Origin of the sequence: Actinomadura rayongensis, assembly GCF_009831215.1 — a bacterium.
GTDB lineage: Bacteria > Actinomycetota > Actinomycetes > Streptosporangiales > Streptosporangiaceae > Spirillospora > Spirillospora rayongensis.
The window spans coordinates 1,095,702-1,116,807 of sequence record NZ_WUTW01000001.1; the positions used below are offsets into that span (position 1 = coordinate 1,095,702).

The window sequence follows — 21,106 nt, forward strand, 5'->3', positions numbered from 1 at the left end:
CCGGATACGCGGTATGCATACTTGGCTGGCATGTCGATCCGTCACGGCCTGCTCGCGCTCCTGGCCCGCGGCCCCCGCTACGGCTACCAGCTCCGCGCCGACTTCGAGTCCTCCACGGGGGCGTCCTGGCCCCTGAACATCGGGCAGGTCTACTCCACGCTCGCGCGGCTCGAACGCGACGCCCTGATCACCCGGGTCGGCGCCGACCGCGAGGGCCGCCTCGTCTACCGCATCACCCCGGCCGGGCGGGACGACGTCCAGGGCTGGTTCGCCACCCCGATCGCGCGCGCCGACCGGCCCCGCGACGAGCTGGCGATCAAGCTCGCGATGGCCGTGACGACCCCGGGCGTGGACGTCGCCGACGTCGTCCGCATCCAGCGCGCCGCCACCCTGCGCACGCTGCGCGACCTCACCCGCGCCCGCGCCGACGCCGACCGCGCCCCCGCCGACCGGGAGGCCCGCGCGTGGGGCCTGGTGCTCGACTCGATGATCTTCCAGGCGGAGGCCGAGGTCCGCTGGCTCGACCACTGCGAGGCCGTCGCCGCGCCGCAGCCCGCGGGCGGCCCCGAACCCGGCCGCTGAGGGGCGGGACCGGACGCGCGCGCGGCGCCGGGTCCTGGTAGCGTCCGGGCACGTGGCCGAGGCGTTCACGGTGGGGGAGAGGCGGGCCGCGCGGTCCGGCCGGACGCCTCGCGCATCCCGGCCCCGTCCGGCGCTCGTCGCGCTCGTGGCCGGGGCGGCGGTCGTCTACACGGTCTACGCGCTGCTGCGCCTGCGGACGTTCCGCACCACCACCTACGATCTGGTGATCTTCGACCAGGCCGTCCGGTCCTACAGCCGGTTCGGGGCGCCGGTCGCGCCGGTGAAGGGCGTCCACAACGGCTTCGGGCCGGACTTCTCGATCCTCGGCGACCACTTCTCGCCGCTGCTGGCCGTCCTCGCGCCGTTCTACCGGCTGCACGACGGGCCCGCGACGCTGCTGACCGCGCAGGCCGTGCTGTTCGCGCTCGCCATCGTGCCGGTGTTCCTCTTCGCGGCGCGGCGGGTCGGCGAGCGCGCCGCCTACGCCGTCGCCGCCGCGTACGCGCTGTCGTGGCCGGTCGCCGAGGCGCTGGCGTTCGACTTCCACGAGGTCGCGTTCGTCCCGCTGCTCTCGGCGCTGATGATCGAGCGCTGGGACGCCGGACGGCGCGGGCAGGCCGTCCTCGCCGCCGCCGCGCTGCTGCTCGCCAAGGAGGACATGGGGCTGCTCGTCGCCGGGTTCGGGCTCGTCCTGCTGACCCGGCGCGGGGAGCGGCGCGCGGGCGCCCTGTTCGCCGGCTGCGGGCTCGCGGCGACCTGGGTGGCGTCCCGGGTCCTCATCGCCGAGTTCGGCGGCGACAACGCCTACTACTGGGCCTACGGGCGGCTCGGCGACGACCTTCCGGGCGTCGCGCGGCACGCCGTCACCCGGCCCTGGGACTTCGTGCTCGCGCTCGGCGCCCCGCCGGAGAAGCTCGCGACGATGGGGCTGCTCGTCCTGCCGTTCCTGCTGCTCCCGCTGCTGTCGCCGCTGACGCTCGCGGTCGTGCCGCTGCTGGCCGAGCGGATGCTCGCCGACCGGTTCGAGAACTGGTGGGAGCCGCACTACCACTACAACGCCTTCCTGGTCGCGGTCCTCGCGCTCGCCGCCGCCGACGGCGCCGCCCGGCTGCGCGACCGCGCGGGCCCGCGCTGGAACGGCCGGGCGGTGTTCGGGGGGATCCTCGGCGTGACGTGCGCGCTCGTCCCGGTCTTCGGGTTCAAGAAGCTGGCCGAGCCGAGCCTGTACGTCCGGGACGCGCGGGGCGCCGCCGCCGCGCGGGCCGTCGCGCACGTCCCGGCCGGCGTGGAGGTCGAGGCCGCCAACCACCTCGGCCCGGCGCTCACCGGGCGCGCCCGCGTCCTGCTGTGGGACCAGGTCCCGCGCGGGGCCGAGTGGGTCGCCGCCGACGTCGGGGCGCACGAGTTCCCGTTCGGCTCGGTCGAGCGGCAGCGCGAGCGCGTGCGGGCCCTGCGGGACGCCGGCTACCGGGAGGTCTACCGCGACGGGGGCTTCGTGATCCTGCGGGGCGACGCCGCCGCGCGAGAGCGGATGGCTCCGTGGAAAGAAATCCCTACCCATTTCGCGTTCTCTGACCGATAATTACAACAGAAGTCGTGAGGGCCGCGGCGCGTCTCGCAGCGCAGCAGCGTCACTCCCGTAGCCCGCGCCCCGAGCGGCGGTTGGGGCGAGGCTGGTGACTGATCGCGGAGGCCGGGAACGCGCGGTGGAGTTCGGAGTCCACCGCTATGAGACCTGCGGCGGAGCCTGGATCGGACTCCTGCGGCACGTGTGGGCGGCGGGCGAGGCCGGGATGGACGATCCCGGACCCGTCATCGAAGGGCCGCCGATCATGTTCGAGATCGCCTCCCTGAGCTGGGAGGACCCCGTCCTGCGCGAGTTCGGGGACCGGCGGCTGATCGCGCGGGCGCGCGACCGGGAGCCGGCCCCGCTGCCCGCCGGGACGGGCGGCGCGCACGGCGCGGGGCAGCTCCGCTGGGTGGTGGAGCTGCTGCGGGCGCGGCCGTGGACGACGAGCGCGTGGATCTCGCTGACCGTCCCGGGCGAGGCGATGCCGGGCGTGACGGCGCTGTCGTTCCGGATCCGGGGCTACCGGCTGGTCATGACGGCCATGTTCCGGACCCTGAACGTGAGCCTGGCGTACCTGACGTGCATCCCGCTGCACGCGGTCGGGGTGCGGGTGGCGGCCGAGCTGGGGCTGCCGCCGGGGCCGCTGCGGATCTTCGCGGACGTCCCGCACGTCGAGATCGGCGACATCGACCGGGTGGCGGAGGTCCTGGCGGCGCAGCCCGAACCGCATGCCGCGTGATTCCGGGAATTACGGATTTACACGGCATATAGGGTGTTCGGGTGTGTGTCACCGCAGTCGCGAACGGCTGCGCGCCCGGGGGATAGACTCGCTGGAGGCGAGCGCACGACGAGGTGGACTCGCGGCATCACAGCACCCCACAAGCCCACGTGTGTAAGGACTCTTCCTTGAGCAAGCCCGTCGTCCTCGTCGCAGAAGAACTCTCCCCGGCCGGCATCGCCGTCCTCGAATCGGACTTCGAGGTCCGGCACGTCGACGGCGCCGACCGCGGCCTGCTGCTCCCCGCCGTCGCCGACGTCGACGCGCTGATCGTCCGCAGCGCCACCAAGGTCAACGCCGAGGTGTTCGCCGCCGCCCGCAGGCTGCGGGTCGTGGCGCGCGCGGGCGTCGGCCTGGACAACGTCGACGTGGAGGCCGCCACCAAGGCCGGCGTCATGGTCGTCAACGCGCCCACGTCCAACATCGTCACCGCCGCCGAGCACGCCATCGCGCTGCTGCTGGCCACCGCCCGGAACGTGCCACAGGGCCACGCCGCCCTCAAGCAGGGCGAGTGGAAGCGCTCCAAGTACACCGGCGTCGAGCTGGCGGGCAAGACCGTCGGCGTCCTCGGCCTCGGCCGCATCGGCGTCCTCGTGGCCCAGCGCCTCGCCGCGTTCGACATGAACGTCGTCGCCTACGACCCGTACGTGCAGGCCGCCCGCGCGGCGCAGCTCGGCGTCAAGCTCGTCACGCTGGACGAGCTGCTGCGCGAGAGCGACTTCATCACCGTCCACCTGCCGAAGACGCCCGAGACCCTCGGCCTCATCGGCGACCGCGAGCTGCACCAGGTCAAGCCGTCGGTCCGCATCGTGAACGCCGCGCGCGGCGGGATCGTGGACGAGGCCGCGCTGGACCTGGCGATCAAGGACGGCCGGGTCGCGGGCGCGGGCATCGACGTGTTCAGCACCGAGCCCTGCACCGAGAGCCCGCTGTTCCACCACGACAGCGTGGTCGTCACCCCGCACCTCGGCGCGAGCACCCACGAGGCGCAGGAGAAGGCGGGCACGCAGGTCGCGCGCTCGGTCAAGCTGGCGCTGTCGGGCGAGTTCGTGCCGGACGCCGTCAACGTCCAGGGCGGCGCCGTCGCCGAGGACGTCAAGCCCGGCCTGCCGCTCGCCGAGAAGCTCGGCCGCATCTTCACCGCGCTCGCCGGGGGCGTCCCGGTCCGGCTGGACGTCGTGGTGCGCGGCGAGATCACCGCGCACGACGTCAAGGTGCTGGAGCTGGCCGCGCTGAAGGGCATCTTCCTGGACGTCACCGAGGAGTCGGTCACGTTCGTCAACGCGCCGCTGCTCGCCCGCGACCGGGGCGTCGAGGTCACGCTGACCACCAGCGAGGACAGCCCCGACTGGCGCAACGTCGTCCAGGTGCGCGGCACCATGGCCGACGGCGCGGTCGTCTCGGTGTCGGGCACGCTGACCGGCCCCCGGCACGCCGAGCGGATCATCGAGATCAACGGGTACGCGATGGAGCTGGTGCCCACCGCGCACATGGCGTTCTTCTCCTACACCGACCGGCCCGGCATCGTCGGCGCGGTCGGCAAGCTGCTCGGCGACGCGCAGGTCAACATCGCCGGCATGCAGGTCGGCCGGGACGCCAAGGGCGGCAAGGCGCTGATCGCGCTGACCGTCGACTCGGCCGTACCGACGCAGCTCGTGGACGCGATCTCGGCCGAGGTCGGCGCGGACATGGGCCGCCGGGTGGACCTCGAAGCCTGATCTCACCTGGTCGTACGGCCCTCGCGTCCGTCGGACGCGGGGGCCGTTTTCGTCTCAGCATGTGAGATAGGCGGACACCTGGTGGGACGTTCCGCCGCGCCGGAGGTACCGTGGAAGGGACCCGCGACGGCACGCGACCACCGTCCGCCCGCCCCGCCGGTCCCGTCCGGAGCCACGCCGTGCGATCCACGCAGCCGGCCCGGCGCCGCAAACCCGACACCGTTCGCCCGGATGGAGCACGCCATGAACCAGAACGACCACGACACCGACCGCGACCTGCGCTCCGCCCTGCAGAAGTCCCTGGACCGGCGCGGCTGACCCGGACGTCTCAAATTTTGAGACCAACGACCAATTCCTGAGACGTTTGCAGTAGAGTGCCGTCATGCCTTCCCGCAGCATCCGCCTCGCGGTCATCCCCGGTGACGGGATCGGCCCGGAAGTCGTCGCCGAGGGACTCAAGGTCCTCGCGGCGGTCGGCCCGGCGTCCGGTCTGACGTTCGAGCAGACGCACTACGACCTCGGCGCCGCGCGCTGGCACCGGACGGGCGAGACCCTGCCCGACGCGGTGCTGGAGGAACTGCGCGGCCAGGACGTCATCCTGCTCGGCGCGGTCGGCGACCCGTCGGTCCCGAGCGGGGTGCTGGAGCGCGGGCTGCTGCTGCGCGCCCGGTTCGAGCTGGACCACTACGTCAACCTGCGCCCGGTGAAGCTGTTCCCGGGCGTGCGGACGCCGCTCGCCGACGTCGGGCCGGACGACATCGACATGATCGTCGTCCGGGAGGGCACCGAGGGGCCGTACACCGGCGTCGGGGGCGTCCTGCGCAAGGGCACGCCGCACGAGATCGCCACGCAGGAGAGCGTCAACACGGCGTTCGGCGTGGAGCGGGTCGTCCGGTACGCGTTCGAGAAGGCCGCGGCCCGGCCCCGCCGCAAGCTGACGCTCGTCCACAAGGACAACGTGCTCACCTTCGCCGGTGAGCTGTACCAGCGGATCGTCAAGCAGGTCGGCGCCGAGTACCCGCAGGTCAGCGTGGACTACTGCCACGTCGACGCGGCCACCATGTTCTTCGTCAGCCAGCCGCAGCGGTTCGACGTCGTCGTCACCGACAACCTCTTCGGCGACATCATCACCGACATCGGCGCGGCCATCGCGGGCGGCATCGGGCTCGCCGCGTCCGGCAACGTCAACCCGTCCGGCTCCGCGCCGTCGATGTTCGAGCCGGTCCACGGCAGCGCCCCCGACATCGCGGGCCAGGGCAAGGCCGACCCGACCGCCACGATCGTGTCCGTCGCGATGCTCCTCGACCACGTCGGCGCGGCGGACGCGGCGCGCCGCGTCGAGCGCGCCGTCTCCGACGACCTGAGCGAGCGGGCCGGGCTCGGCGCCCGCTCCACCGCGCAGATCGGCGACGCCATCGCCAAGCGAGTATCCGGCTAGCGGCGCGCCTCCCCGCCGGGCGTCCGGCGGGCCCGACACTCCGGGCGCGCCCCCGCGGCGCGCCCGGTTTTCGTCGTGCGCCGTGGCCGCGAGGAGTCGATTTGGCAGATGATGGACCATGCCGCGGCGGCGAGGAGGCCGGGCGGCGACCCGCGAGAGGACCAACGCGATGAGCACCATCCCGGACTTCGACGTCACGCTGACCGAGCAGCCCGTCCCCGCCGCCGAGCGGGAGCGGATCCTGGCCGACCCCGGGTGGGGCCGCTCCTTCACCGACCACATGGTCACGATCCAGTACGACGCCGAGCGCGGCTGGCACGACGCGCGGCTGCGCCCGTACGGGCCGATCACGCTGGACCCGGCGAGCCAGGTCCTGCACTACGCGCAGGAGCTGTTCGAGGGCCTGAAGGCGTACCGGCAGGACGACGGCTCGATCGTCACCTTCCGGCCGTACATGAACGCCGCCCGGATGAACCGGTCCGCGCGGCGGATGGCGATGCCGGAGATCCCCGAGGACCTGTTCGTCGCGGCGCTGGAGCAGCTCGTCCGGGTCGACCGCGACTGGGTGCCGACGGCCGAGGGCTACAGCCTCTACCTGCGTCCGTTCATGTTCGCCACGACGCGGGCGCTCGGCGTGAACCAGCCCGCGCAGGAGTTCACGTTCGCGGTGATCGCGTCGCCGTCGGGGCTGTACTACCGGAACGGGATCAAGCCCGTCTCGGTGTGGCTGTCGCAGGACTACACGCGCGCCGCCGCCGGCGGGACGGGCGAGGCCAAGACCGGCGGCAACTACGCGGCGTCGTTCGCGGGGCAGGCGCAGGCCGTCGCCAACGGCTGCGAGCAGGTCGTCTGGCTCGACGCGGTGGAGCACCGCTGGGTCGAGGAGGTCGGGTCGATGAACCTCATGTTCGTCTACGGCTCGGGCGCGCAGGCGCGGCTGCTCACCCCGGCCCTCACCGGCACGCTGCTGCCCGGCGTCACCCGCGACTCGATGCTCACGCTCGCGCCCGACCTCGGCATCCCCGCCGAGGAGGGCAAGATCAGCATCGAGGAGTGGCAGGCGGGCTGCGAGTCCGGCCAGATCACCGAGGTGTTCGGCTGCGGCACCGCCGCGATCATCAGCCCGGTCGGCACGGTGAAGGCCGCCGACCGCGAGTGGACGATCGGCACCGAGCCCGGCCCGGTGTCGATGCGGTTGCGCGAGGAGCTGGTCGGCATCCAGTACGGCACCCGTCCGGACCCGTACGGCTGGGTCCACAAGATCGTCTGACGTCGGCGCCGCATGCCCGTCTCGCCAGCCGAGACGGGCATGTGACGGCGGTGTGATCGCTGTGGCACACTGGAACCATCATGCGCAGCGGCCAGATCATTATCGGCTGGCGCGTCGGCACCTGACGGGACATCGCCGGCGCGCAGACCTCTCACGTCCGTGGGGGGTCTTTTTGTTTGCCTCCAGCGCCTCCGTCTCCCGCCGGGAACATCCCCGAAAGGTCACCAGGACCCATGCAACGCGACGCCTTCCACCTCTACGACACCACCCTGCGCGACGGATCCCAGCAGGAGGGCCTGAACCTCACCGTCGCCGACAAGCTCGCGATCGCGCGGCACCTCGACGGGCTCGGGGTGGGGTTCATCGAGGGCGGCTGGCCCGGCGCCAACCCCAAGGACACCGAGTTCTTCCGGCGGGCTCTGACCGAGCTCGACCTGGAGAACGCGCAGCTCACCGCGTTCGGCGCGACCCGCCGGGCCGGAACGCGCGCCGCCGACGACCCCCAGGTGGCCGCGCTGCGCGACTCGGGCGCCGGCGTCGTGACGCTCGTGGCCAAGAGCCACGACCGGCACGTCGAGCTGGCCCTGCGCACGACCCTGGAGGAGAACCTCGCGATGATCCGCGACACGGTCTCCCACCTGCGTGCGGAGGGCCGGCGGGTGTTCCTGGACGCCGAGCACTTCTTCGACGGCTACCGCGCCAACCGGGCGTACGCGCTGGAGGTCGTCCGGACGGCCGCCGAGGCGGGCGCGGACGTGATCGCGCTGTGCGACACCAACGGCGGGATGCTGCCGGACGAGCTGGCCGACATCGTCCACGACGTCGTCGGGACGGGCGCGCGCGTCGGCATCCACTGCCACGACGACTCCGGCTGCGCGGTCGCGAACTCGCTCGCCGCCGTCCGCGCGGGCGCCACGCACGTCCAGGGATGCGCCAACGGGTACGGGGAGCGCAGCGGCAACGCCAACCTGTTCACGCTGGTCGGGAACCTGCAGCTCAAGCGCGGCATGGACCTCGTCTCGGGGGACCAGCTCGCCCGGATGACGCGGATCGCGCACGCCGTCTCGGAGATCACCAACGTGACGCCCAGCTCGCAGCAGCCCTACGTCGGGCTGTCGGCGTTCGCGCACAAGGCCGGGCTGCACGCGTCCGCGATCAAGGTGGACCCCGACCTGTACCAGCACATCGACCCGGCGGCCGTCGGCAACGACATGCGGATGCTCGTGTCCGGCATGGCCGGGCGGGCGTCGGTGGAGCTGAAGGGCCGCGAGCTGGGCTACGACCTGTCGGGCGAGAAGGCCAAGCAGGTCGTGGACCGGGTGAAGGAGCTGGAGGCCACCGGGCACACGTTCGAGGCCGCCGACGCGTCCTTCGAGCTGCTGCTGCGCGAGGAACTGACCGGCGTCCGGCAGCGGCACTTCGAGGTCGAGTCGTGGCGGACGATCGTGGAGCGCCGCGCGGACGGCGTCATGGTCAGCGAGGCCACCGTCAAGCTCCACGCCAAGGGCGAGCGGATCATCGCGACCGGCGAGGGCAACGGGCCGGTCAACGCGCTGGACAACGCGCTGCGGATCGCGCTCGGCCGCCTCTACCCGGAGCTGGCGACGATGGAGCTGGTGGACTACAAGGTCCGGATCCTGGAGGGCTCGCACGGGACGAGCGCGCGGACCCGCGTCCTCATCGAGTCCAGCGACGGCGCCCGCGAGTGGGGGACGGTGGGCGTCGAGGACAACGTCATCGCCGCGTCCTGGCAGGCGCTGGAAGAAGCCGTGAGCTACGGCCTGCTGAACGCGGGCTACGAGGCGGGCTGATCGCCGGGCACAATCGGGGCATGAACCGAACGATCACCGACAACGCCGCCGCGGGCCGGTACGAGATCCACCAGGACGGCGTCCTCGCCGGATTCGCCGAGTACCGGACGCGGCCGGACGCCGTCGTCTTCACCCACACCGAGGTCGATCCCGCCTTCGAGGGCCAGGGCGTGGGCGGGGCCCTGGCCCGGGGAGCGCTGGACGACGTGCGCTCCCGCGGGCTCGGGGTCGTGCCGCTGTGCCCGTTCATCCGGGCGTGGATCGAGAAGCACCCCGACTATCAGGACCTCGTCGTCCGGTAGCGGTCAGGCGCCCTTCGGCGCGGCGGTCTCCACGATCTCGAAGCTCCACAGCTCGGCGGCGGACGAGGCGGGGCCGCCGAGGCCGTGCCCGTGGCCGCTCTCGGCGGCGGCGCGGGCGTGGCCGTGCTGGAACGCCCGGCTCTCGGTCCAGGCGCGGAAGTCGTCCTCGCTGCGCCAGCGCGTGTAGACGAGGTAGCGGTCGGTGCCCTCCACCGGGCGCAGCAGCTCGAACCCCTCGAAGCCGTCGGCCGACTCCACCAGGCCGGCGCGTCCGGCGAACCGGCGCTCCAGCTCGTCGCGCAGGGCGGGGTCGACGGTCAGCACGTTGATCTTGACGACGGACATGATCTCCCCTTGGCTCGGCGGTCGGGACGACCATATCCGGCCGCGGCGGCTCGGTGTTCCGGGGCCGTGACCGGCTGTGACCTCGACGGATTGTTCGATTCGTATGAAAAATCCTGGGGGATTCGGGAGAAGTACTGGCATTTTTGTGCATCTGGCGCGACGATATGTGGCCCCGGCCGTGCCGTGCCGGAACCGAACCGCACCACGGAGTGATCGTCATGGACGTCCGATCCTGGAGCCCCGGCACGCCCGGGTCCGCCGCGGACGGACGCTACGCCGAGGCCGCGTTCCGCGTCGGCGAGGTCTGCGAACGCGCCGGAGACCTCTGGACGGCCGCCCAGTGGTTCCGCGAGGCCGCCGAGGCGGGCCGCCCCGGCGCGCGGCTGCGGCTCGGCGCCGTCCTCGGCCGGCTCGCCGACAGCCTCGCCGACCGGCCGGACGCCGGGACGCCCGACCCCGGCGTCCTGCTCGCCGAGGCCGCGCGCTGGCTCACCGGCTCGCCCGAGGCCGCCACGCCCGCCGGGATCGGGCTGATCACCGACATGCTCAACCGGCAGCAGCGGCAGGCCGCGCGGCGGGCGCTGGAGAACGCCGCGCCCCGGTGAACCGAACGCGCTCCGCCGTCGTCGGATGCAGGTGAGCGACCCTGGAGGATGACGACGTGAGCGGCGAGGAACCCGGATACGTCCCCCCGGACCACAGGACCACCGCCGAGTTCGCCGTGCCCGGCGCCCCGGCGGCCGACGAGACCCTGACCGACGAGGCGCCCGCGACGCTCGCCGACGCGCCGCCGACGGGCGCCACGGTCACCGACCTGCCCGAGGACGACGCCGAGCCGGACGAGGAGGCGCCGGCGACGATCGTGGACCGTCCGGTGCCCGAGCCCGGGCCCTGGACGGCCCAGTTCGGCGCCGAGGACGCCCCGGAGCCGCCCGCGCCGCCCGCGCCGCCGGTGTCGGTGGTGGCGGCCAGTGCCGCGCCGCCGCCTCCGCCGCGTCCCGAGGTGCCCACCGCACCGCCGCCGCGTCCCGAGGTCTCCGCCGCACCGCCGCCGCCCATGCCGCCCCGCCCTCCCGCCGTCCCCGTCCCGCCGCCTCCCGGGCCGCCCGCCGTTCATTCGGCGCCGCCGCCCGACGCGACGCTTCCGCCGGGACCGCCGCCCGTGCCGTCGCCCGTGCCGCTGCCCGTGCCGCTGCCCGTGCCGCCGCCGGGGCCGTCCGGCGGCCGTCGCGGGCTGCTGATCGGCGGGGGAGCGGCGCTGGTGCTGGTGCTGCTGCTCGCCGGGGGCGTGCTCGTGTTCATGAACCGGTCGGGGGACGGGACGCCGAAGGGCGGGCCGTCGGTCGCGGCGCCGTCCGCGAACTCCTCCGTCCCGCCGTCGCAGGAGCCGGGCGCGCCGTCGGCACAGCCGTCCGGCACACCGCCCGCCGCCGTGCCGACCACCGGCGCACCGACCGCGGGGTCGCCGCCGCCCGGGGTCGCGCCGACTCCCGTGCAGCCGCCCGCGCCCGTCGTCACCGGCACCGGCGGCGTGACCTACCAGCTCGTGGAACAGGACGCCGGGTACTACGAAGGCCGCATCGTCTTCACCAACACCACCGGCAAGCCGCTCGGGAAATGGAAGCTCACGTTCACCGCGCCGGACGGCAAGGTGAAGAACGTCTGGGGCGGACGGCTCGTCCACGGCGGCGCGAAGGCCGAGATCCAGCCGGCGCCCGGTGCCGCGCCGGTTCCCGCCGGTGCGTCCTGGGAAGTCCGCTTCGGCGTCGAGGGCGCGCCCGCCACGCCGCGTGACTGCCGGGTCAACGGACGGTCCTGCGGGTTCTGACCGGCCCGGATGTCCGCCCGAAGCCGCCCGATAGGCTGCCCCGCATGCGTATCGCGAGGTTCGCCATCGACGAGAGCGTGTCTTTCGGAGTGGTGGAAGAGAACACCATCGCCGCCGTCCGCGCCCACCCCTTCGGGGAACTGACCTTCACCGGGCACCGGTTCCCCCTCGCCGACGTGCGGCTGCTGGCGCCCATCCTGCCGAGCAAGGTCATCGCCATCGGCAAGAACTACGCCGACCACGCCCGGGAGATGGGCGCCGAACCGCCCGCCGAGCCGGTGCTGTTCAGCAAGCCGTCCACCGCCGTGATCGGCCCCGGCGAGGCCGTCGCCTACCCGGAGAAGCTGTCCGAGCGCGTCGACTACGAGGGCGAGCTGGCCGTCGTCATCGGCCGCCTGTGCCGCGAGGTCCCCGCCGCCCGCGCCGCCGACGTCATCCTCGGCTACACCTGCGCCAACGACGTCACCGCCCGCGACCTGCAGAAACGCGACGGGCAGTGGACGCGCGCCAAGGGCTTCGACACCTTCTGCCCCCTCGGGCCGTGGATCGAGACCGAACTCGACCCGTCCGACGTCGCCCTCACCACCCGCGTCAACGGCGAGACCCGGCAGGACGCCCGGACGTCGCAGCTCCTGCACGCGATCCCCGACCTCGTCGCCTACGTCAGCCAGGTCATGACGCTGCTGCCCGGCGACGTCATCCTCACCGGCACCCCCGCCGGCGTCGGCCCCCTGGAGATCGGCGACGAGGTCACCGTCACCGTCGAGGGCGTCGGCGACCTCACCAACCGCGTCGTAGCCCGCGAGTGATCCACCGCGCCGCCGCCCCGGACGCCCCGGGGCGGACGGCGTTCCCCCGTCGCCCAAACCGTTTTGGTCCGCGCCCCGGACTCCTGTATTCTCATCGAGGCGCGAGCGACCCGGCCGGTTCCACCGGAAGGCCAGCTCACGGCACTGGGGTATGGTGTAATCGGCAGCACGACTGATTCTGGTTCAGTTAGTCTAGGTTCGAGTCCTGGTACCCCAGCGGATCCCGTCAGGGACCAAGGCAAGCCCCCGTCGTCTAGTGGCCTAGGACGCCGCCCTCTCAAGGCGGTAACGGCGGTTCGAATCCGCTCGGGGGTACCCCTGTTCGTTGAGCTTCGGCTCACCTTCCCGCAGTTTCCGTGCTTGCCCAGGGGGACGACCCCCTGGAACCCCCGGTGTTCGGGCCTGGCGGCCCTCACCTGGTCGGGTGCGGGTTGTTGTTCTGTTCGGTTCTTTCTATGAGGAAAAGGCCCCGGCTTTCGCCGGGGCCTTTTTCTCATCTGGCGTCAGTGGGTGGGGTCCTGGGGGACTTCGCCGCGCCAGGAGCCGGTTTCGGTGCCGTGGCTCTCGACGAACGACTTGAAGCGCTCCAGGTCGCCCTTCGCGCGGTGCGGGATGAGCTTCAGGGCCTCACCGGCCTTCTCGGCCAGGCCCTCGGGGTCGTGTTCGAGCTGGAGCATCACGCGCGTCTTGTCCGGGGCCAGGCGGTGGAACGTCACGACGCCCGCCTGCTTGGGGCCGTCGGTGGACTTCCACGCGATCCGCTCGTCCGGGAGCTGCTCGGTGATCTCCGCGTCGAACTCCCGCGTGACACCCGCGATCTTCGTCACCCAGTGCGTCTTCGTCGACGTCGTCTGTTCGACGTGCTCCACGCCTTCCATGAAGCGCGGGAACTCCTCGAACTGCGTCCACTGGTCGTACGCCGTGCGCACCGGGACGTCCACGTCGATCGACTGCTCTACGGTGGCCATGTCTCCTCCCTCCGGGGGTCCGCCCATCGCGGACCGCTCCGTTTCCGACGTCCTCCCGTCTGCCCCTCTCCTCCGGGTGCAAACAACCCGGCGGGTCGTGACGCGGTTCGGGTGGTGGGTTGGATCCGCTAGGCTTGGGGGTGTTCGGACGATGCTTCGTCCGGGTCCTTGCGCCCCCGTCGTCTAGTGGCCTAGGACGCCGCCCTCTCAAGGCGGTAACGGCGGTTCGAATCCGCTCGGGGGTACCTTTTTTCGGGTCTGTTCAGGGGAGCAGGCCTTTTTCTTTTGCCAGGTCCCATGCTGCTCGTCCTGCCGGGGCCAGTTCGTTTCTTTCCGCCTTGGTCAGGTAGCGGATTTCGTTCACTTCTCCTGCTGGGCTCAGTGGTTCGTTGTGGTCTGCTGTGTAGCAGGTCATGCTGACGTGGGTGTGGTTCGGCTGGTCGTGGGCCTCTGCTCTGATCGTGCCCAGTTCGATGAATGCCGCTGGGGCGATCGTTGCCGACACTTCTTCTTGCACTTCGCGGGCCAGTGCTTCTCGGTCGTCTTCGCCCGGTTCTGCTTTTCCTCCCGGGAGGTAGAGGAGGTTTCTGCCTCTTGCGCGTACTGCCGTGAGGCGGCCGTTCACGACGTGGATCCAGGCGACGACGCGGAGATCGTTCATGGTCCTCAGTGTGGCGGACGCAGCGTCAGGTCCGTGCCCGGTGTGAGGTCGTAGTGGTCTGCCGCTGAGCCCTGGTTGATGGCCAGGGCCAAGGCTCCGGACGAGTCCGTGTAGAGGAGCGGGTCGCCCTTGGGGACGCTGCCGAAGGTTCGTTCGTAGGTGGCGCGGATGGCTGTTGGGGTCCCGTCTTTTGACGTCCACGAGACGGTCAGTGGGGTTCCGAATTCCTGTGCGTCCAGGTCGTCCGCCCGTGCCGACAGGATCAGGCTTCCGTAGCGGTCCACGTACAGGATCGTCGTGGTGAGAGTGCCTTCCCGAGCCCTGGTTGGAGTTGGGAGGTTCAGGGGGAGCGGCGTTATTTTCGGGCCCATGTCGGCTGGGTCCGCGCCGTTCAGAAGGTGGGCCGTGGCGGGGGCGAAGATGTCTCGGCCGTGGAACGTTGTCGACGGCTTTTCGAGTTGGTAGGCCGGGTTTTCCAGGGCGTGGGTCTCTTGTGCGCCGCCCAGTGCTTCTGCTGCGGGCATCAGCAGGCCGTTGTCGGGTCCTACCAGGACGTCGCCTCGTTCGGTGCGTACGGCTATCGGGCGTCGCGCGGTGCCTACGCCGGGGTCTACCACCGCCATGTGGACGCCTTCGGGGAGGTAGGGGAGGGCCTGGCTCAGGAAGAGTGCGCCTTCGACGATCGCGTAGGGGGTGATCTCGTCGGTCAGGACCAGCACTTTCGCCGTCGGTGCCAGCCGTTGCACCACGCCGGAGCAGATCGCCGTGTAGGCGGCGCCGAAATCGGTGGCGATGCTGGCGAACGGCGGCACGCGGATCCTCCTCAGCCCAGGGCGAAGACGATTCCCATCATGCCCAGTGCCAAGGTCACGGCCGTCATCAGGAGGACCGAACCCGGGTCTGCCACCGGGGCGCCGGTGTTCATCAGGCGGTGGCGGGTCGCGTGGCGGTGGCGTGTCCGGTGCAGGTGGACGGCCGCCGCCCCGCACACCACGGCCGCCGCGAGGCCGGCTGCTGTGCTGGACGGTGCGAAGCGGACGCAGATCAGGCCGCCGACCACTAACGAGAGGGTGGTGCGGGACCAGGCCAGTGCTGTGCGTTCCGGTTGTGCTCCTGGGTCCCGGACGGTCATCGGGTCACCAGCAGCGTCACCAGCGCGGCCACCGCCAGGGCCGCCAGGCCGTAGGACATGTAGGGGGCCAGCGCGGGCGGGGGGAGCGTCTCGGCGCGGCGCAGGGCGCGTTCTGTGGTCAGCCAGCGGCGGAAGGCGAGCAGGGCGGCCAGCGCGCCGGTCGCCGAGCAGCCCACGGCGAGGACGGTCCGCAGCGGGTCGGCCACCAGGTCGCCGCTCACGGCGAGGCCGATGCCGCCCGCGATGAGGGCCAGGGCGGTGCGGATCCAGGCGAGGAACGTCCGCTCGTTGGCCAGCGAGAAGCGCGGATCCGGGTCCTCGCCCTCGGCCAGCAGCCGTCCGGCCCAGCCGCCGGGGGAGTCCGACGCGGTCATTTCAGGCTCTTTCTGTGGATTACTCCTCTCTTCTCACGATACTTTCCAACCTTCCCAGTATTGATGCCGGAATGGTCGTGGGGCGGTCAGGACGCCCCGCGCCGCATCCCCTCGGTGATCTTCTCGGCGGCGGCGACGACCGGGCCGGCGTGCAGGCGCCCGGGGGAGCGCGTCAAACGTTCCAGCGGGCCGGACACCGAGACGGCGGCGATGACCCGTCCGCCCGCGCCGCGCACCGGGGCCGACACCGAGCCGACGCCCGGCTCGCGCTCGCCGACGCTCTGCGCCCAGCCGCGCCGCCGGACGGCCGCGAGCGTCGTCGCCTCGAACTTGGCGCCGCGCAGGCCCCGGTGCATCCGGTCCGGCTCCTCCCAGGCCAGCAGGATCTGCGCGGCCGACCCGGCGGCCATCGGCAGCGCCGCGCCGACCGGGATCGTGTCGCGCAGGCCGCTCGCGCGCTCGGCGGCGGCCACGCACACCCGGACGTCGCCCTGCCGCCGGAACAGCGACGCGCTCTCGCCCGTCAGGTCCCTGAGCTGGGTCAGGATCGGCTGGGCGATGGCCAGCAGGCGGTCCTCGCCGGCCGCGACGGCCAGTTCGGCGAGGCGCGGGCCGAGGATGAACCGGCCCTGCGTGTCGCGGTGGACGAGCCGGTGGTGCTCCAGCGCGACGGCGAGCCGGTGGGCGGTGGGCCGGGCCAGACCGGTGGTCTGGACGAGCTGCGCGAGGGACGCCGGCCCGGCTTCCAGCGCGTTCAGCACGAGAACCGCTTTGTCGAGTACGCCGACTCCGCTAGAGTTGTCCATGTCTTGATATTGCCGTCTCGTCATTTGAGATGCAAGTCAGGCGCACGGGACCCCGGCGCACCGACGCGTCCGGGGACGAGACTTCAGGTGAGGTGGAGCGATGGGCCGCACACTGGCCGACAAGGTGTACGACGCGCACGTCGTGCGACGTGCCGACGGCGAACCGGATCTCCTGTACATCGACCTGCACCTCGTCCACGAGGTGACGAGCCCGCAGGCGTTCGACGGGCTGCGCCTGGCGGACCGCAAGGTGCGCCGGCCCGATCTGACGATCGCGACCGAGGACCACAACGTCCCGACCACCGACCTGCTCGCGCCGATCGCCGACCCCGTGTCGCGGACGCAGGTCGAGACGCTGCGCAAGAACTGCGCCGAGTTCGGCGTCCGGCTGCACCCGATGGGCGACGCCGGGCAGGGCATCGTCCACGTCATCGGGCCGCAGCTCGGGCTGACCCAGCCCGGCATGACCGTCGTGTGCGGCGACTCGCACACCTCCACCCACGGCGCGTTCGGCGCGCTCGCCCACGGCATCGGGACGAGCGAGGTCGAGCACGTCCTCGCCACCCAGACGCTGCCGCAGGTCAAGCCGAAGATGATGGCCGTCACGGTGAACGGGGCGCTGCCCGCCGGCGTCACCGCCAAGGACCTCATCCTCGCCATCATCGCCGAGATCGGCACCGGCGGCGGCCAGGGCCACATCATCGAGTACCGCGGCGAGGCCATCCGGTCGCTGTCGATGGAAGGCCGCATGACGGTCTGCAACATGTCCATCGAGGCCGGGGCGCGCGCCGGGCTGATCGCCCCGGACGAGACCACGTTCGCCTACCTCAAGGGCCGTCCGCACGCCCCGCAGGGCGCCGCGTGGGACGAGGCCGTCGCGTACTGGAAGTCCCTCGCCACCGACGAGGACGCGGTGTTCGACAAGGAGGTCGTCATCGACGCCTCCACGCTGACCCCCTTCGTGACCTGGGGCACCAACCCCGGGCAGGGCCTGCCGCTCGGCGCGTCCGTGCCCGACCCGGCCGCGATCGAGGACGCCGTCGAGCGCCAGGCCGCCGAGCGCGCGCTGGAGTACATGGGCCTGACGGCCGGGACGCCGCTGCGCGACATCGCCGTCGACACCGTGTTCGTCGGGTCCTGCACCAACGGCCGCATCGAGGACCTGCGGGCCGTCGCGGACGTCCTGAACGGCCGCCGCGTCGCCGACGGGGTGCGGATGCTCGTCGTCCCCGGCTCGATGGAGGTCAAGAAGCAGGCCGAGGCCGAGGGCCTGCACGAGGTCATCGCCGCGTCCGGCGCGCAGTGGCGCGAGGCGGGCTGCTCGATGTGCCTGGCGATGAACCCCGACAAGCTCACGCCCGGCGAGCGCAGCGCGTCCACGTCCAACCGCAACTTCGAGGGCCGCCAGGGGCCCGGCGGGCGCACCCACCTGGTCTCGCCCGCCGTCGCCGCCGCGACCGCCGTCACCGGCCGCCTGACCGCCCCCGCCGACCTGTAAGGAGCCTCGGACATGGAAGCCTTCACCACCCACACCGGGCGCGCGGTCCCGCTGCGCCGCAGCAACGTGGACACCGACCAGATCATCCCGGCCGTCTGGCTCAAGCAGGTCAGCCGCACCGGGTTCGAGAAGGGCCTGTTCTCCGCCTGGCGCGAGGACCCGGCGTTCGTGCTGAACCAGCCGCAGTACGACGGCGCGACGATCCTGGTCGCGGGCACCGACTTCGGCACCGGGTCGTCCCGCGAGCACGCCGTCTGGGCGCTCCAGCAGTACGGGTTCCGGGTCGTCATCGCGCCGCGCTTCGGGGACATCTTCCGCAACAACTCCACGAAGATGGGGCTGCTGCCGGTCGTCCTGCCCACCGAGACCGTCGAGGAACTGCAGAGCCGCGCCGAGCAGGACCCGAAGGCGGAGATCACCGTCGACCTGGAGCGGCGCGAGGTCCGCGCGGGCGACCTGACCGTCCCGTTCGAGATCGACGACTACACCCGCTGGCGGCTGCTGGAGGGCCTGGACGACATCGGCCTCACCCTGCGCCACGCCGACGACATCGCGCGGTTCGAGGAGTCCCGGTCGCCGCTGCTGCCCACCACGGCCTGACCGCGCCGACCGAGCAACGCGCCCCCCGGCGTGCCGGGCGGCCCCGCGCACCGGCGACAATCGACGGTGAGCAGGGACGCACGGCACGCCGCAGGGAGGACGCGCACGCATGGTCGCACGCATGGTCCCCGAGCATGGACCGCAGTGGGACGACCCCGAGCTGACCCGCCTCGCGCGGCGGCTCCGCGACGCCCACCGGCTCGTCGCGCCCCTCCCCAAACAGGACCGCCGACGGCTGATCCGGCAGCTCCTGGTGATCACCGACCTGGCCAAACGCGACACCGCGCTGGCCGCCCGGCGGCTCGACGCGTTCCTCGCCGATTTCCGGCCGCCGCCCGCCGCCCGATAACGTGCCGGGTGGCCGGCGTTGATCCGGCGCCCGGGTGAGACGGGGGCGAGGCCGACAAAAACGCCTGCGACACGGAACGTTGCGCGTTCAGGTGATTGTGTCCTCGCCGAGGCTCCCTTAGTTTCGTTCGGGCAAGGGGGGAACAAGAGGAGTAACCCATGAACAAACGAGAGCTGGTCGACGCCATCTCTGACCGGCTGGGGAGCAAGAAGGCCGCAGCCGAGGCCGTCGACGTGATCCTGGAGACGATCCAGGCCACGGTCGCCAAGGGCGACAAGGTCGCGATCACCGGCTTCGGGTCCTTCGAGAAGGCCGACCGGCCTGCTCGTACGGCCCGGAACCCCGCAACGGGCAAGACCATCAACGTTCCCGCGACGTCCGTGCCCAAGTTCAAGGCGGGCGCGGACTTCAAGAACCTGGTCGCCGGCAACAAGTAGATCGCGACGCGCCAACGCGCCCGGTCCCGCCTCGTGCGGGGCCGGGCGTTCGTCGTTACGGGAGCGGGAAGGTCGCGAGCGTGACGGCGCCGATGCGGCCGTCGTCCTCCACGCCGAGCCGGACGCGCTGCCCGAGCCGCAGCAGCCGCAGGCCCCCCGCCGCGAACGCCTCCGCGTCGAAGTGCAGTTCCGTGCCGTCGTCGAGCAGCACGCTGCCCGTCTGGGTCGCCGCGTCGAACGTCCGCACCGTCGCCTGCATGGCGCCGACCTTATCGGGCGGGACGGGGCGCGTCGCCCGCGAGCCCGGGCAGCAGCGCCGCCACCGCCGCCGTGCGCGGGCCGGTGCCGAGGACGAGCGCGGCGCGCAGATCCGCCGGGGTGTCCACGTCACGGCGTACGCTGTCGGTACCGTCCAGCAGCAGCTCCCGCACGCCCCGCGCCCGGTGCGCGGCGCGCGAGGCGCCGCCGAACGCCGGGGCGAACACCGTGCCGGGACGCGCCGTGTAGAGCGTCGTCCCGACGGCCGCCGCGTCCGGCACGAACGCCTCGGGCACGGCCGCGGCGGCGGCCAGCACCGTCGCCAGCTCGGCGGGCCGCAGCGCGGGCAGGTCGGCCGACAGGGCGCCGACCCCGGCGGCGGGCGCGGCCTCGCGGGCGCGGCGGGCGCCGTGCGCCAGGGCGGGGTTCAGCCCGGCGTCCGGCTCGTCCGGGACGACGCGGGCGCCGAGCGCGGCCAGTTCGGCGGCGGGAAGGGGATCGTCGGTGACGACCGTCACATCGTCCACGAGCGGGCAGCGCAGCGCCGCCGCGACCGTGTCCGCCGCGACGGCCAGCGCCAGCGCCGCGCGGTGCGGCCCGGCGGCGGCGGACATGCGGGTCTTGGCCCGCGCCAGCACCTTGACCGGCACGACGAGCGACCAACGGAGTGAGGGCGCACCCTGCGCTGCTGTAGACATGGCGACTCGACACTATGCGGAGACACCCGCGACACTGGAGGACCCCCCGCGCCCCGGCGCGGCCGGGAGGAAGAAGGGACGGGCATGACCGACGGTTATTCGCCGACGTGGCGGAGGATCACGATCGTCATCCTGCGCCCGCTGCTCTACGGGCTGCTGCGGCGCGACTGGCGGGGCGCCCGGAACGTGCCGCGCGAGGGCGGGATCATCATCGCGGCCAACCACATCTCCGAGGCCGACCCGCTGGCCCTCGCCCACTTCGTCTACGAGGCGGGCCGCTACCCGGTGTACCTGGCGAAGTCGACGCTGTTCGACGTCCCGCTGTTCCGGTCCGTGCTGCGCGGGACGGGCCAGATCCCCGTCTACCGCGACCGCTCCGACGCGGCGCTGGCGCTGCGCGACGCCGAGGCGGCGCTGCGGCGCGGCGAGTGCCTGATGTTCTACCCGGAGGGGAGCTGCACCCGCGACCCCGAGCTGTGGCCGATGACCGGGCAGACGGGCGTCGCGCGGATGGCGCTGAAGACGGGCGCGAAGGTCGTCCCGGTCGCGTCGTGGGGCGCGCACGAGCTGCTGCCCTACACGAAGACCGAGCGGACGGGCCTCGCCGGAACGCTGCGCAAGGGCTTCCACCCGTTCCCGCGCAAGACGATGAAGGTGATCGCGGGGCCGCCGGTCGACCTGTCGAAGTACGCGGGGGAGCCGCTGACCAAGAGCGTCCTGCGCGCGGCGACCGACGACATCATGCGCGACATCGCCGGGCTGCTCGGCGAGCTGCGCGGCGCCGAGCCGCCCGCCGAGCTGTACGACCACCACAAGGTCGTCGCGCGGCGGCGGGCCGCCGCGGACGGGGAGGAACGGTCGTGACCGTCCGGAC

The 21,106-nt window shown here is 72.5% G+C and carries 25 protein-coding genes and 3 tRNA genes; 19 read left to right on the forward strand and 9 right to left on the reverse strand.

What is annotated here, in order from left to right; all coding sequences use genetic code 11:
* Nucleotides 1-30 precede the first annotated feature (30 nt).
* The 8 genes from GQ466_RS05255 to GQ466_RS05290 all read left to right on the forward strand — a co-directional run bounded on the left by GQ466_RS05255 (nt 31) and on the right by GQ466_RS05290 (nt 9,469).
* Nucleotides 31-582 carry a PadR family transcriptional regulator gene (locus GQ466_RS05255; RefSeq protein WP_161101596.1) on the forward strand — a complete coding sequence of 184 codons (552 nt, stop codon included), beginning with the start codon at nt 31-33 and terminating at the stop codon, nt 580-582.
* Between the two features lie 52 nt (nt 583-634).
* The gene (locus tag GQ466_RS05260; RefSeq protein WP_161101597.1) at nt 635-2,164 is read left to right on the forward strand and encodes a DUF2079 domain-containing protein; all 1,530 of its coding nucleotides are present in this window, start codon (nt 635-637) and stop codon (nt 2,162-2,164) included.
* A 124-nt stretch (nt 2,165-2,288) separates the two neighbouring features.
* On the forward strand, nt 2,289-2,891 hold the full coding sequence (locus GQ466_RS05265) for a thymidylate synthase family protein (RefSeq protein ID WP_337193327.1): 603 nt from the start codon (nt 2,289-2,291) through the stop codon (nt 2,889-2,891).
* A gap of 167 nt (nt 2,892-3,058) precedes the next feature.
* Nucleotides 3,059-4,648, forward strand: a complete 1,590-nt coding sequence (gene serA / locus GQ466_RS05270) for a phosphoglycerate dehydrogenase (protein ID WP_161101598.1) — start codon at nt 3,059-3,061, stop codon at nt 4,646-4,648.
* A 382-nt stretch (nt 4,649-5,030) separates the two neighbouring features.
* Nucleotides 5,031-6,086, forward strand: coding sequence for a 3-isopropylmalate dehydrogenase (locus GQ466_RS05275; RefSeq protein WP_161101599.1), 1,056 nt, complete (start codon nt 5,031-5,033; stop codon nt 6,084-6,086).
* A gap of 169 nt (nt 6,087-6,255) precedes the next feature.
* Nucleotides 6,256-7,356, forward strand: a complete 1,101-nt coding sequence (locus GQ466_RS05280) for a branched-chain amino acid aminotransferase (RefSeq protein ID WP_161101600.1) — start codon at nt 6,256-6,258, stop codon at nt 7,354-7,356.
* Between the two features lie 233 nt (nt 7,357-7,589).
* Nucleotides 7,590-9,167: a citramalate synthase gene (cimA, locus tag GQ466_RS05285; protein WP_161101601.1), complete on the forward strand. Its 1,578-nt coding sequence runs from the start codon at nt 7,590-7,592 to the stop codon at nt 9,165-9,167.
* A gap of 20 nt (nt 9,168-9,187) precedes the next feature.
* Nucleotides 9,188-9,469, forward strand: a complete 282-nt coding sequence (locus GQ466_RS05290; protein ID WP_161101602.1) for a GNAT family N-acetyltransferase — start codon at nt 9,188-9,190, stop codon at nt 9,467-9,469.
* A 3-nt stretch (nt 9,470-9,472) separates the two neighbouring features.
* Here the strand turns inward: GQ466_RS05290 and GQ466_RS05295 are convergent, their stop codons facing one another.
* Entirely contained in the window at nt 9,473-9,814 is a 342-nt protein-coding gene (locus tag GQ466_RS05295) for an antibiotic biosynthesis monooxygenase family protein (RefSeq protein WP_161101603.1), read from the reverse strand.
* A gap of 218 nt (nt 9,815-10,032) precedes the next feature.
* On the opposite strand from GQ466_RS05295, the gene GQ466_RS05300 reads away from it, so the two are divergent.
* The 5 genes from GQ466_RS05300 to GQ466_RS05320 all read left to right on the forward strand — a co-directional run bounded on the left by GQ466_RS05300 (nt 10,033) and on the right by GQ466_RS05320 (nt 12,766).
* Complete coding sequence (locus tag GQ466_RS05300) at nt 10,033-10,419, forward strand: hypothetical protein (protein ID WP_161101604.1); 387 nt, start codon at nt 10,033-10,035, stop codon at nt 10,417-10,419.
* 56 nt (nt 10,420-10,475) lie between these two features.
* Nucleotides 10,476-11,642, forward strand: a complete 1,167-nt coding sequence (locus GQ466_RS32655) for a cellulose binding domain-containing protein (protein ID WP_161101605.1) — start codon at nt 10,476-10,478, stop codon at nt 11,640-11,642.
* Between the two features lie 44 nt (nt 11,643-11,686).
* The gene (locus GQ466_RS05310) at nt 11,687-12,451 is read left to right on the forward strand and encodes a fumarylacetoacetate hydrolase family protein (RefSeq protein WP_161101606.1); all 765 of its coding nucleotides are present in this window, start codon (nt 11,687-11,689) and stop codon (nt 12,449-12,451) included.
* Between the two features lie 145 nt (nt 12,452-12,596).
* Nucleotides 12,597-12,668, forward strand: a tRNA-Gln gene (locus GQ466_RS05315).
* A gap of 25 nt (nt 12,669-12,693) precedes the next feature.
* Nucleotides 12,694-12,766, forward strand: a tRNA-Glu gene (locus GQ466_RS05320).
* Between the two features lie 188 nt (nt 12,767-12,954).
* On the opposite strand, the gene GQ466_RS05325 is transcribed toward GQ466_RS05320, so the two are convergent.
* Nucleotides 12,955-13,419, reverse strand: a complete 465-nt coding sequence (locus GQ466_RS05325) for an SRPBCC family protein (RefSeq protein WP_161101607.1) — start codon at nt 13,417-13,419, stop codon at nt 12,955-12,957.
* 172 nt (nt 13,420-13,591) lie between these two features.
* Here GQ466_RS05325 and GQ466_RS05330 point away from each other — a divergent pair.
* Nucleotides 13,592-13,664 (forward strand) — tRNA-Glu (locus GQ466_RS05330).
* 17 nt (nt 13,665-13,681) lie between these two features.
* On the opposite strand, the gene GQ466_RS05335 is transcribed toward GQ466_RS05330, so the two are convergent.
* From GQ466_RS05335 to GQ466_RS05355, 5 genes are all read right to left on the reverse strand, one after another.
* Nucleotides 13,682-14,080, reverse strand: a complete 399-nt coding sequence (locus GQ466_RS05335) for an NUDIX hydrolase (RefSeq protein ID WP_161101608.1) — start codon at nt 14,078-14,080, stop codon at nt 13,682-13,684.
* A gap of 5 nt (nt 14,081-14,085) precedes the next feature.
* Complete coding sequence (locus GQ466_RS05340) at nt 14,086-14,892, reverse strand: SAM-dependent chlorinase/fluorinase (protein WP_161101609.1); 807 nt, start codon at nt 14,890-14,892, stop codon at nt 14,086-14,088.
* Nucleotides 14,893-14,903: 11 nt separating this feature from the next.
* Nucleotides 14,904-15,212: a DUF202 domain-containing protein gene (locus GQ466_RS05345; protein WP_161101610.1), complete on the reverse strand. Its 309-nt coding sequence runs from the start codon at nt 15,210-15,212 to the stop codon at nt 14,904-14,906.
* Complete coding sequence (locus tag GQ466_RS05350) at nt 15,209-15,586, reverse strand: YidH family protein (RefSeq protein WP_161101611.1); 378 nt, start codon at nt 15,584-15,586, stop codon at nt 15,209-15,211. The genes GQ466_RS05345 and GQ466_RS05350 overlap by 4 nt, the downstream gene beginning before the upstream one ends.
* Nucleotides 15,587-15,672: 86 nt before the next feature.
* Entirely contained in the window at nt 15,673-16,392 is a 720-nt protein-coding gene (locus tag GQ466_RS05355; RefSeq protein ID WP_103563708.1) for an IclR family transcriptional regulator, read from the reverse strand.
* A 100-nt stretch (nt 16,393-16,492) separates the two neighbouring features.
* Here GQ466_RS05355 and leuC point away from each other — a divergent pair, with 100 nt between their 5' ends.
* From leuC to GQ466_RS05375, 4 genes are all read left to right on the forward strand, one after another.
* Complete coding sequence (gene leuC, locus GQ466_RS05360) at nt 16,493-17,890, forward strand: 3-isopropylmalate dehydratase large subunit (protein ID WP_161101612.1); 1,398 nt, start codon at nt 16,493-16,495, stop codon at nt 17,888-17,890.
* Between the two features lie 12 nt (nt 17,891-17,902).
* Nucleotides 17,903-18,490, forward strand: a complete 588-nt coding sequence (leuD, locus tag GQ466_RS05365; protein ID WP_161101613.1) for a 3-isopropylmalate dehydratase small subunit — start codon at nt 17,903-17,905, stop codon at nt 18,488-18,490.
* Between the two features lie 109 nt (nt 18,491-18,599).
* Nucleotides 18,600-18,839 carry an SCO5555 family protein gene (locus GQ466_RS05370; protein WP_237417598.1) on the forward strand — a complete coding sequence of 80 codons (240 nt, stop codon included), beginning with the start codon at nt 18,600-18,602 and terminating at the stop codon, nt 18,837-18,839.
* A 158-nt stretch (nt 18,840-18,997) separates the two neighbouring features.
* Entirely contained in the window at nt 18,998-19,276 is a 279-nt protein-coding gene (locus GQ466_RS05375) for an HU family DNA-binding protein (RefSeq protein WP_103563704.1), read from the forward strand.
* Between the two features lie 55 nt (nt 19,277-19,331).
* Here the strand turns inward: GQ466_RS05375 and GQ466_RS05380 are convergent, their stop codons facing one another.
* Both GQ466_RS05380 and cofC read right to left on the reverse strand, forming a co-directional pair.
* On the reverse strand, nt 19,332-19,535 hold the full coding sequence (locus tag GQ466_RS05380; RefSeq protein WP_161101614.1) for a cold-shock protein: 204 nt from the start codon (nt 19,533-19,535) through the stop codon (nt 19,332-19,334).
* A 10-nt stretch (nt 19,536-19,545) separates the two neighbouring features.
* Nucleotides 19,546-20,232 carry a 2-phospho-L-lactate guanylyltransferase gene (gene cofC, locus GQ466_RS05385; RefSeq protein ID WP_161101615.1) on the reverse strand — a complete coding sequence of 229 codons (687 nt, stop codon included), beginning with the start codon at nt 20,230-20,232 and terminating at the stop codon, nt 19,546-19,548.
* A gap of 84 nt (nt 20,233-20,316) precedes the next feature.
* Between cofC and GQ466_RS05390 the strand changes: the two genes are divergently transcribed.
* Nucleotides 20,317-21,096 (forward strand): lysophospholipid acyltransferase family protein, encoded by a 780-nt coding sequence (locus GQ466_RS05390; RefSeq protein WP_161101616.1) that lies wholly within the window; start codon nt 20,317-20,319, stop codon nt 21,094-21,096.
* Nucleotides 21,097-21,106: the final 10 nt, after the last annotated feature.

Excerpts from the sequence above, each read along its gene's own strand:
- GQ466_RS05290 (WP_161101602.1), top strand. The coding sequence starts at position 9,188 with ATGAACCGAACGATCACCGACAACGCCGCCGCGGGCCGGTACGAGATC.
- GQ466_RS05295 (WP_161101603.1), bottom strand. The coding sequence starts at position 9,814 with ATGTCCGTCGTCAAGATCAACGTGCTGACCGTCGACCCCGCCCTGCGC.
- cimA (WP_161101601.1), top strand. The coding sequence starts at position 7,590 with ATGCAACGCGACGCCTTCCACCTCTACGACACCACCCTGCGCGACGGA.
- GQ466_RS05350 (WP_161101611.1), bottom strand. The coding sequence starts at position 15,586 with ATGACCGCGTCGGACTCCCCCGGCGGCTGGGCCGGACGGCTGCTGGCC.
- GQ466_RS05300 (WP_161101604.1), top strand. The coding sequence starts at position 10,033 with ATGGACGTCCGATCCTGGAGCCCCGGCACGCCCGGGTCCGCCGCGGAC.
- GQ466_RS05390 (WP_161101616.1), top strand. The coding sequence starts at position 20,317 with ATGACCGACGGTTATTCGCCGACGTGGCGGAGGATCACGATCGTCATC.
- GQ466_RS05325 (WP_161101607.1), bottom strand. The coding sequence starts at position 13,419 with ATGGCCACCGTAGAGCAGTCGATCGACGTGGACGTCCCGGTGCGCACG.
- GQ466_RS05335 (WP_161101608.1), bottom strand. The coding sequence starts at position 14,080 with ATGAACGATCTCCGCGTCGTCGCCTGGATCCACGTCGTGAACGGCCGC.
- GQ466_RS05370 (WP_237417598.1), top strand. The coding sequence starts at position 18,600 with ATGGTCGCACGCATGGTCCCCGAGCATGGACCGCAGTGGGACGACCCC.
- GQ466_RS05310 (WP_161101606.1), top strand. The coding sequence starts at position 11,687 with ATGCGTATCGCGAGGTTCGCCATCGACGAGAGCGTGTCTTTCGGAGTG.
- leuC (WP_161101612.1), top strand. The coding sequence starts at position 16,493 with ATGGGCCGCACACTGGCCGACAAGGTGTACGACGCGCACGTCGTGCGA.
- GQ466_RS05345 (WP_161101610.1), bottom strand. The coding sequence starts at position 15,212 with ATGACCGTCCGGGACCCAGGAGCACAACCGGAACGCACAGCACTGGCC.
- cofC (WP_161101615.1), bottom strand. The coding sequence starts at position 20,232 with ATGTCTACAGCAGCGCAGGGTGCGCCCTCACTCCGTTGGTCGCTCGTC.
- GQ466_RS05375 (WP_103563704.1), top strand. The coding sequence starts at position 18,998 with ATGAACAAACGAGAGCTGGTCGACGCCATCTCTGACCGGCTGGGGAGC.
- GQ466_RS05380 (WP_161101614.1), bottom strand. The coding sequence starts at position 19,535 with ATGCAGGCGACGGTGCGGACGTTCGACGCGGCGACCCAGACGGGCAGC.
- GQ466_RS05255 (WP_161101596.1), top strand. The coding sequence starts at position 31 with ATGTCGATCCGTCACGGCCTGCTCGCGCTCCTGGCCCGCGGCCCCCGC.
- GQ466_RS05280 (WP_161101600.1), top strand. The coding sequence starts at position 6,256 with ATGAGCACCATCCCGGACTTCGACGTCACGCTGACCGAGCAGCCCGTC.
- GQ466_RS05275 (WP_161101599.1), top strand. The coding sequence starts at position 5,031 with ATGCCTTCCCGCAGCATCCGCCTCGCGGTCATCCCCGGTGACGGGATC.
- leuD (WP_161101613.1), top strand. The coding sequence starts at position 17,903 with ATGGAAGCCTTCACCACCCACACCGGGCGCGCGGTCCCGCTGCGCCGC.
- GQ466_RS05355 (WP_103563708.1), bottom strand. The coding sequence starts at position 16,392 with ATGGACAACTCTAGCGGAGTCGGCGTACTCGACAAAGCGGTTCTCGTG.